At 68.8% G+C, this 8,365-nt stretch carries 7 protein-coding genes and 2 pseudogenes; 5 read left to right on the top strand and 4 right to left on the bottom strand.

All coding sequences use genetic code 11. The annotated features are described in order from the left end of the window. Both CF70_RS37780 and CF70_RS14025 read right to left on the bottom strand, forming a co-directional pair. Positions 1 to 73 (bottom strand): annotated as a pseudogene (locus CF70_RS37780) (antibiotic biosynthesis monooxygenase); the annotation flags it as partial. 45 nt (positions 74 to 118) lie between these two features. After that, positions 119 to 748 (bottom strand): LysE family translocator, encoded by a 630-nt coding sequence (locus CF70_RS14025; RefSeq protein WP_035865370.1) that lies wholly within the window; start codon positions 746 to 748, stop codon positions 119 to 121. Positions 749 to 925: 177 nt separating this feature from the next. Between CF70_RS14025 and CF70_RS14030 the strand changes: the two genes are divergently transcribed. Then, entirely contained in the window at positions 926 to 2,224 is a 1,299-nt protein-coding gene (locus CF70_RS14030; RefSeq protein ID WP_414629450.1) for a PLP-dependent aminotransferase family protein, read from the top strand. Positions 2,225 to 2,260: 36 nt separating this feature from the next. Here the strand turns inward: CF70_RS14030 and CF70_RS14035 are convergent, their stop codons facing one another. Then, positions 2,261 to 2,509 carry a nickel-binding protein gene (locus CF70_RS14035; RefSeq protein ID WP_035865377.1) on the bottom strand — a complete coding sequence of 83 codons (249 nt, stop codon included), beginning with the start codon at positions 2,507 to 2,509 and terminating at the stop codon, positions 2,261 to 2,263. 41 nt (positions 2,510 to 2,550) lie between these two features. Further along, entirely contained in the window at positions 2,551 to 5,775 is a 3,225-nt protein-coding gene (locus CF70_RS14040) for an ATP-binding protein (RefSeq protein ID WP_160172263.1), read from the bottom strand. Positions 5,776 to 5,978: 203 nt separating this feature from the next. Here CF70_RS14040 and CF70_RS14045 point away from each other — a divergent pair, with 203 nt between their 5' ends. The 4 genes and pseudogenes from CF70_RS14045 to CF70_RS37785 form a co-directional block, all read left to right on the top strand. Beyond that, a complete protein-coding gene (locus tag CF70_RS14045) occupies positions 5,979 to 6,284 on the top strand; it encodes a hypothetical protein (protein WP_035865379.1) in 306 nt (101 codons plus the stop codon). Between the two features lie 49 nt (positions 6,285 to 6,333). Continuing rightward, positions 6,334 to 6,834 (top strand): annotated as a pseudogene (locus CF70_RS14050) (class I SAM-dependent methyltransferase); the annotation flags it as partial. Between the two features lie 184 nt (positions 6,835 to 7,018). After that, positions 7,019 to 8,035, top strand: coding sequence for a helix-turn-helix domain-containing protein (locus CF70_RS14055; protein ID WP_035865381.1), 1,017 nt, complete (start codon positions 7,019 to 7,021; stop codon positions 8,033 to 8,035). A gap of 127 nt (positions 8,036 to 8,162) precedes the next feature. Beyond that, positions 8,163 to 8,365, top strand: a 203-nt coding sequence (locus CF70_RS37785; RefSeq protein ID WP_349675112.1) for an aldehyde dehydrogenase family protein, incomplete at its 3' end; no start/stop codon positions are given.

Raw genomic sequence — 8,365 nt, forward strand, 5'->3', positions numbered from 1 at the left:
CGATGGCCGCGCTCAATCGCCTGAACTCCTCGTCGGTCTCGCCTGGCTTGTAGATAAAGGCTGCGATGTACATCTCATGCTCTCCGTTGCTGGTTTGCTTGGGGATGGGGCTGCCGGCCTAGGATGCCCTCGGCATGGCGATCAGCCTTAGCGCCAGCAGCGCCAGCACCACCGCCAGCCCGTACTTCTGGAAGATGGCGGCGCGCGGATTGCGGCTGAGGAAACGGCGCGCCGAGCCGCCGGCGGCGCCCAGCAGCGCGTGAAAGACGGTGCTGATCAGCGTCAGCACGCAGCCAAGGACAACCAGTTGCCGGGCTACGTTCCCCTTGGCCGGGTCGACGAACTGCGGCAGGAAGACCATGAAGAACAGCAGGGCTTTCGGGTTCAACAGGCTGTTCAGCGTGGACCGGAAAAACACGGATATCAACGAGGCTTGCTGTGCCACCGTGCCCAGCGGCGCAAGGGGGCGCCGCAGCGCCTTGCAGGCCATCCACAGCAGGTATAAGGCGCCGGCGTAGCGGATGAGGTCGAAGGCGGGCGGCCACGCGGCGATGACGGCAGTGATGCCGGTGGCGGTCAGGACCGTCAGCACAAGGTCCGCCGCCGCGATGCCCAGCGCCGCGGCGGTGCCGCCGCCTGGTCCGTAGGTGATGCCGTGCGCCATGACAAAGGCCATGTTTGGCCCGGGTGACAGCAGCAGGACCATCACTGCCGCGGCGAATACGGACAAGGTTGCGAGTTCGATCATGCCTGCAACTCCCCGGTGCTCGTGGAAGCCCGTCGGAGCCCTTTACGTTGATGAGGCTGGTAGCGTAATCTTTGTGTCTGGTACAAACAAAAAATTGTTCTAGATACAAAGACAAGGCAGAACGCAGAAGGCAGAAGGCAGAGGATGATCCCCGCACCGACCCGGTACAAAACCATCATGGACGAGATCGCCGGCCGCATCCGCGAGGGGGTGTTGCCGCCAGGCACGCAGTTGCCGACCGTTCGTGCCCTGATGAAGCAGCATGGCATCGCCCTGGCCACGGCCTCGCGCATCTACAAGGAACTGGAATCGATCGGACTCGTCGTCGGCGAGACGGGCCGGGGCACGTTCGTGCGGGACACGTCGCTGCCGCGCGGCCTGGGCATGGAGCAACATCCCGCGCGCTTCGGCGCCGTGGATCTCACCTTCAACTATCCGTCCTTGCCGGGCCAGGACGATATACTCCGGGATGGCCTGCGCACTATCGCGGCCTCGGGCGATCTCGACGCGCTGCTTCACTCGGCGCCGCAGGGCGGGCGGCCGCACGAGCGGCAGACGGCGGCCCGGCACCTGCGCAACCGGGGTATCCGGGTGGGCGGCGATCAGGTGCTGATCGTCAACGGCGCGCAGCAGGGACTGGCCGTGGCGGTGATGGCGCTGCTCAAGCCGGGCGATGTACTAGCCGTCGATGCGTTGACCTATCCCGGCATGAAGATGCTGGCCCAGGCGCATCGCCTCGATCTGGAGCCGGTGCCGCACGCGGTTGGCGGCATGGACCTGGACAGGCTGGCCGCGCTTTGCAAGCGGCGTCCGGTACGCGCGGTCTACGCCATGCCCACGATGCACAATCCGCTGGGCACGGTGATGGCGGAGGCGGAACGCACCCGCCTGGCCGGACTGGCCGAGCGGCACGATTTCCTGATCATCGAGGACGGTGCGTATGCCTTCCTTGCCGAGCCGGCGCCAAAGCCGGTCTTTACCTATGCCCCTATGCGGACGGTCTATGTATCGGGCCTGTCGAAGAGCGTGGCATCCGGCCTGCGCGTGGGATTTGTCGCAGCCCCCGCCGCGCTGGTGCCGGCGATCGAGCGTGCCATCCGCGTCTCGACATGGAACACCCCGTCACTCACCGTGGCGCTCGGCTGCCATTGGATCGAAACCGGCCTGGTCGACGATCTGGAAGACCGGAAACGCAAGGACGCGCGGCTGCGCCAGAGCCTGGCGCGCCGCGTGCTGCGCGGCAGCGATATCGTGGCGCACCGCTCGTCCTACTATCTGTGGCTGACCTTGCCCGAGGACCTGCGCGCCGACCGCGTTGCCGCCGCGCTGGAGGGCGAAGGCGTCCTGGTGACGACCGCGGAGCCTTTCGCCGTCACGCCCAACGTGCCGCATGCGCTGCGGCTCGCCATTGGCTCCATCTCGCATGAAGCCCTGGAAGACGCGCTGGCGAAGGTGCGCCGGGCGGTGGCTGCATAGCCGCTTAGCTGCTTAGCCGCCTGGCGCGGATCGGCCTCACTCGATGACATCGCCTACCCAGACGCGATCGAAGCTCGCTGCCGCTTCGTGCTGGATCTTGCGTACTGTCTCGGCATCGGCAGCCTCGTACTCGCAGACCATGCGCTTGCGGTCGGCCGCGATCAGGCTGCGTTTCCAGGTGACGTTGTAGAGGGCGAGGCAAGGGCGCTCGCGGTCGGCGACGATCTTCATGTCCTCGTCGGATTGCGGGGTGGCGAAGCTGCGCTCAACGATGATGTGTGACATGGCGGGCCTCCTGTCGGGGTGCGGAAGTGCATGCAGGTAGGCTAGCGCCCTGGCGTTGGCGCAAGCGTTGGAATGGCACGGCATGCCAGCACCGCGCGCTCCAGCGCCGCCGCCGCCCGCGCGCTCGGCTGGTGGCCGGCCACCAGCCAGCGCAGTTCCGCGAGCCACCCGGCCGCGCGGGCCGCGTCGCCCGCGCTGGCGGCGGCCTGCACCAGGCAGGCGGCTGCCACCGTCATTTCGGTCAGCCTGCGAACGGCCCGGGCTGCGTCCAGGGCTTCGCTCGCGCAGGTGCCGGCAACCTCGCATTGGCCCCGGTCCAGGGCCATCGCGGCGGCGGCGTTGAGCGCATAAGCGAGGTGGGCCTTGTCGTCCACGCTGCGCAGGGACGCCAGCGATGCCGCCAGTTCGTCCTGCGCGGCGGGCTGGCCGAGACGCAGCCTGGCAAGGGCTCCCAGCGCGCCAGCGAACGGGGCGGCGGGTTCCACGGCTTCCATGGCATCCACGGCTTGCACAGTTTCGGTTGTCTGGCCCGCCTTGCCCGTCTCGCGCATGCGCCGCGCAGCCTGCTCGATCTCCGCGCTGTGCCCGAGGACCTCGTCGAAGCGGCCAAGCTCGAACGCGATGGTGGCCTGCCAGACGAGGCACTCGTACTCCCGCCAGTGATCCTGCCGCTGCCTGGCAAGGGCCACCGCGCGCGCCACTTGTCCGTGGCCGCTCGCCAGGTCGCCGTCGACACGCGCCAGCAGACCGTGGCCCCACATCAGCTCGATCGTCTGCAGGTCGAGCGATTCGGCAAGCGTGTCTGCCTCGGCGATCATGGCGCGCGCCCTGGGCAGATCCGTTTCCACTTCCAGCAGGCAGCGTGCGGTATTGGCGAGCTGCTGGCAGCGCGTGGCGGCATCGGCCTTGCGCGTCATGCGCTCGGCCTCCAGGATGGCGCGCCGCGCGCCCTCGGTATCGTTGCCTTGCTGCCGCAACCACGACAGGATGTGCAGGCCGGTGGCGGCTTCCTCGTGCAGCGAGAGCGCTTCCGCGGCGCGGATCTCGCTTTCCATTTCGCCGATGAGCGTGGGCAGGCGCCGCGCGCCGGCGCCGGTGGCGGCAACCGCGCGCAGCTTGAGCAAGCCGATCGCCAGCCGCACGCGCTCGGTGCCCTGCGGCAGCCGCTCAAGCTGGGCCAGGCCGCGCCCGGCAACCAGGGCAGCTTCGTCGTTGGCATAGACGCGCAGGCAATGCTCGCCCGCCGCCAGGCACGCTTGCGCGGTCATCGGCGCGTCGTCGGCGAGACTCGCGTGGTGCACCAGTTCGCCATATAGCCTGGGGTCTTCCGCGCATGCCGCCACCAGTTGCTGTGCGATCAGGCGATGCATGATGCGGCGCCGGGGCGGCGAAATGGCGCGATAGGCCGCCTGGCGCACCACGTCGTGGCTGAAGTCGAAGTGGCCCTCGCCGGTCGGCTTGAGGAGTCCGCGCCGCTCCAGTTGCTCCAGGGTCGTCAGCAATTGCACGAGGGGAATGCCGGACACCTCGGCCAGCAGCCGGGGCTGCAGTTCGCGGCCCATCGCCGAGGCGCGCAACAGCAGTTCGCGCGAGGCGGGTTCCAGCGCATCCAGGCGCTCGGCGATCAGGGCGTCAAGCGTACGGTGCGAGCCGTTGCCGCCGCGCGCCCTGTCGCGGGCGTTAGCCAGGGCAAGCACGAACAGCGGGTTGCCGCCACTGTCGCGCGCTACGGCCAGCGGATCCATCGCGGCCAGCGCCGGGCCGAGCAAGGCAGCGACCTCGGGCACGGCCAGCGGGGCCAGGGGCAGCCGGAGCAGGCGGCCTTCGCGCGCGAGCGAATGGAGCAATCCCTTGGCCCACGGGTTGTCGTCGACCTCGCCGGCTCGCGCGCCGCCGGCGAAGATCATCCGCGTGCCGGTTTCGAGCGTCCGGCACAGGAAGTGGAGCAGCGCGGCAGAGCCTTCGTCGAGCCATTGGAGGTCGTCCAGGGCCAGCGCCAGCGGTTGGCCGGCGGCGAGCCCGCGCAGCAGGCTGGCGACCGCGCCGAAGAGTTGTTCACGGCTGCCCTCGCGGTACTCGCCAGCCAGTGCGCCGCCCGCCAGCAGCGGTGCCGCCTGCCGCGCCTCGCCCGGCGGCACGGCGTCTTGCGCGATGCCGCGCAGCGTGTCGAGCCAGAGGCCGTAGGGCCGCACCATTTCGGCCTCATAGCAGCGGCCGCGCAGGACCTGGAAGCCGGATGCCTCGGCGCGCCCGGCGAAATGGTCGAGCAGCGTGGTCTTGCCGATGCCGGGCTCGCCGAGCAAGAGCAGCAGTACGCCGCTTTCGCTGCCGCCGCCGGCAACCAGCCGCTCGATGGCGTCGCGCTCGGACAGGCGTCCGATCAATGGCCGGCTCAGCAGGGCGGGCTGCTCGGCGCCGTTGGCCGCTGCGGCCGGGAGGCCGTTGCCTTGCGCTTCCTGCGCGTTGCTGTCCTCCCAGGCGGCCGCGCCTGCGGCCTGCATCTCCCGGCGCGCGCGGTGGATCGCCGCGTCCAGCGGACCATTTGGCGGCGTGGACAGCTCACGCCGCAACATGTCCCGTGCGTAGGCGTAGTGCTGCTCGGCGTCCGGATAGCGCCCGGCCGCCGCCAGCAGCGAGACCAGCGTGGCATGCGCGGATTCGGCGAGCGGATCGGCGGCCACCATGGCTCGTCCGTAGGGCAGCGCCAGTGCGGGCGTGGCTTCCAGGCGTGTCACCAGCGCACAGAGCACGGCGCGGCGCAGGCCGTCGTAGCGCTCCCGCTCCGCCGTGCACCAGTGATAGAAACGGTAGCAGCGCGCCAGGTCGAGGCCCGCGAGGAACTCGCCGCGCAGCAGGCGCGCGGCTTCTTCCAGCGCGCCAAGCGAGGCGGCATCGGTCCCGGCGCCAAGCAGGGCATGGATGCGTGCGATATCCACCGAGGCGCCTTGCGCGGCAAAGGCGACCCGCTCCCGGTCCGCGACCAGCCTGATCGCCCCGGCGGCGGTGTCGTCCAGCAAGGGCCGAAGCTTGGTCAGGCTCCAGCGCAACGCCGCGCGTGGATCGTCGGGCCCGTCCCAGAGCAGGTCGCAGAGCGACTGCCGGGATTGGGCCGCGCCGGCGCAAACCAGATAGCCGAGCAGGGCGCGAGTGCGCTTTGAGGCTGGCAGCGGTAGCGGTTCGCCATTGCGGGTCACGCATAAATCACCCAGCAGGCGGATTTCCAGTCGGGCAGTGGCCTGCGGTGAAGCGGCATCTCTGGCTGCCACGCTTTCTCCAACCGTGATTCCAACGGTGCCAGCCGATAGTGGAACTGGAAGGGCGGGGCTGCGGATGCACCGCGGCCTGCCGCGCCGCACCGTTGGCGACGCTGTTCAAAAAAGGTAGCACACGGGCCGGGCGGTTGCCAGCCGATGCGAGCACCCGCCCGCGGCCCGTCCCGTCCTCCACCAACCGTTCAAGGAGACACATCATGCTGATCGCAAGATGGCAGATCGATGCCCGCTTCGGGCACAAGCAAGAGGTCATCGACCGGCTGCAGGCATGGGCGCGCGAAATCGCCCCGCAAGCCGGCCTCGTCACCGGCCGCCTGCTGACCGGCTCGATCGGCGCGCTCGAAGCGACGGTGGTCCACGACTGGGAAGTGAACGATCTCGGCGAACTGGACCGCGCATGGGGCCGGCTCGCATCGATACCGGCGCACACGCAATGGAGCAAGGACCTGGAGCCGTTCGTGGTTTCCGGCACCGCGCGCTGGGAGATCTATCGCGTCTTGTGAGGCGTGTCGTGAGGCGTGTTGCGAGGTGTGCTGTGAAGCCGCGCGGCGCGCGGCAACTTATCCATCCAGGGAGCCCGTCATGCCAATCCACGGCTTCGACTATCACGCGCCATCCGTGCGCTATGCGTCCGAGGCAGCGCAACGCGCGGGGGGTGCCGACCGGGTGCGCTTCGAGGTCGCCAGTGCCAAGAGCTTTCCGGGCAGCGACTACGATCTCGCTGCCATGTTCGATTGCCTGCACGACATGGGCGACCCGGCCGGCGCATCGCGTCACGTGTGGAACAGCCTCAAGCCGGACGGCATGTGGATGATCGTGGAGCCGTTCGCGCAGGACCGGCTGGAGCAGAACCTCAACCCGGTGGGGCGGATCTTTTATTCGGCGTCGACCTTCATCTGCACGCCAGCGTCGCGCGCGCAGGAAGGCGCCATGGGCCTGGGCGCGCAGGCTGGCGAGAAGCGTATCCGGGAGGTGGTTACGCGGGGCGGCTTCCGGCGCTTCCGCCGCGCCACGGAAACGCCGTTCAACCTGATCTACGAAGCGCGCCCTTAGCGTGGGCCGGCGGGTTGGCGGCAAGCAATGCGGCGTTTTCGCCTTTCCTGCCGTCGCCGCGCCTGCGTAGTTGTTCCCATTGTCTGCCCGCGGGCTTTCCATTAGGCTTGGCCTCCACCTTCGAGGACTTCCGGCGCGTTCCTCCGCGTCCCTGCGCATACCGCCGGTTACTGGAGATGCCCTGATGCCCGCTGTGCAGAACCTGCAGCAGAAACCGGCACGGATGTCCATCGTGACGTTCGACCAATGGTGCGAAGCCATCGATACCAGTTTCCTGCCGCTCGCCTATACGCGCCAGACGCGCGGGTGCTTCCATAGCAACGTCAGCTACGCCCGCTTCGGCGCCTGCGCGGTGGCGGACATGGATGTCGATGCGCATCGGGTGGCGCGGGAGCCCCGGCACGCGGCGGCATCCGATGCGGGTTTCTTCAAGATCTTCTGGCAAATCAGCGGGCAGAGCCGGGTTGCGCAACGGGGCAACGAGGCATCGCTCGAACCCGGGATGTGGTCGATCTACGATACCGCGCAACCCTATAGCATCGAGATGGCGGATCGCTGCCGGGTGCTGGTGCTGCTGGTGCCGCAGGAGCGTGCCTTCGGCTGGCGGCAGGCGGCGGCCAGCCTGGGCGGCCGGGCGTTGCGGGGGGAGGGCGCGGCGCGTATCGCGTTGTCGGCGCTGGGTGCCATGCTGCACGATACCTGCTCGGGACACCTGCTGGATTACCAGGGACAGACGGTGCTGCAGGATTCTGTCGTTTCGCTGATGGAGACCGCGCTGCAAGGCGCGGACACACGGCCGCCGGCGCTTGGAGATGGCGCGGACGCTGCCGTGGCGCGGCATCTCGGCGAAGCGCGGATGCATCGCCTCGCTGAATTCATCGATGCCCAGTTGCATGATCCGGAACTCTCCGCGCAGCGGCTGGCCGCGGTACTGAACGTCTCGCGGCGCACCTTGTATAACCTGTTCCGCGAGTCCGGCCAGACCCCGCATGCCTATATCCTGTCGCGCCGGTTGCGGCAGGCGGCTGTGCGGCTGTCCGGCAGCGCGGACGCCGGACGCAGCATTACCGAGATTGCCTTTGCCCTGGGGTTTGCCGACGCGGCGCACTTCAGCCGTGTCTTCCATGAGCGCTTTGGCATGAGTCCTTCGCAATGGCGCCAGCAGAATGCGGGCGGGGCGCGTATTGCGCTGCATCATTAAACGCGCCGGCGGGCGCTTTGCACGCATCGACAAGCTTTCTGCACGGCAAGACAAGCCGTGACAAGGACGCGGTGCTAACTTCGGTCTCCATAACGCGGCATCAAGCCAAGACCAACCGGAGACGAAGATGAATGCACCCGTGGAAGCCCGCAGCGGCCTGAACCAGGCCATCCGCAATGCCATGCTGATCGACGGCGAGTGGCGCCAGGCCGAGTCCGGCGAGACCTTTGCCGTGTTCGATCCCGCCACCGGCGAGGAGATCGCGCGCGTGCCCGCCGGCGGGGCGGCGGATATCGATGCCGCCGTGGCGGCCGCCGGGGGCGGCCCCGC

The organism is Cupriavidus sp. SK-3, from assembly GCF_000611145.1.
Taxonomy (GTDB): Bacteria; Pseudomonadota; Gammaproteobacteria; order Burkholderiales; family Burkholderiaceae; genus Cupriavidus.

What these genes read in the sequence shown, in the direction of transcription:
- CF70_RS14025 (WP_035865370.1), bottom strand. Translation starts at nt 748, where the DNA reads ATGATCGAACTCGCAACCTTGTCCGTATTCGCCGCGGCAGTGATGGTC.
- CF70_RS14030 (WP_414629450.1), top strand. Translation starts at nt 926, where the DNA reads ATGGACGAGATCGCCGGCCGCATCCGCGAGGGGGTGTTGCCGCCAGGC.
- CF70_RS14035 (WP_035865377.1), bottom strand. Translation starts at nt 2,509, where the DNA reads ATGTCACACATCATCGTTGAGCGCAGCTTCGCCACCCCGCAATCCGAC.
- CF70_RS14045 (WP_035865379.1), top strand. Translation starts at nt 5,979, where the DNA reads ATGCTGATCGCAAGATGGCAGATCGATGCCCGCTTCGGGCACAAGCAA.
- CF70_RS14055 (WP_035865381.1), top strand. Translation starts at nt 7,019, where the DNA reads ATGCCCGCTGTGCAGAACCTGCAGCAGAAACCGGCACGGATGTCCATC.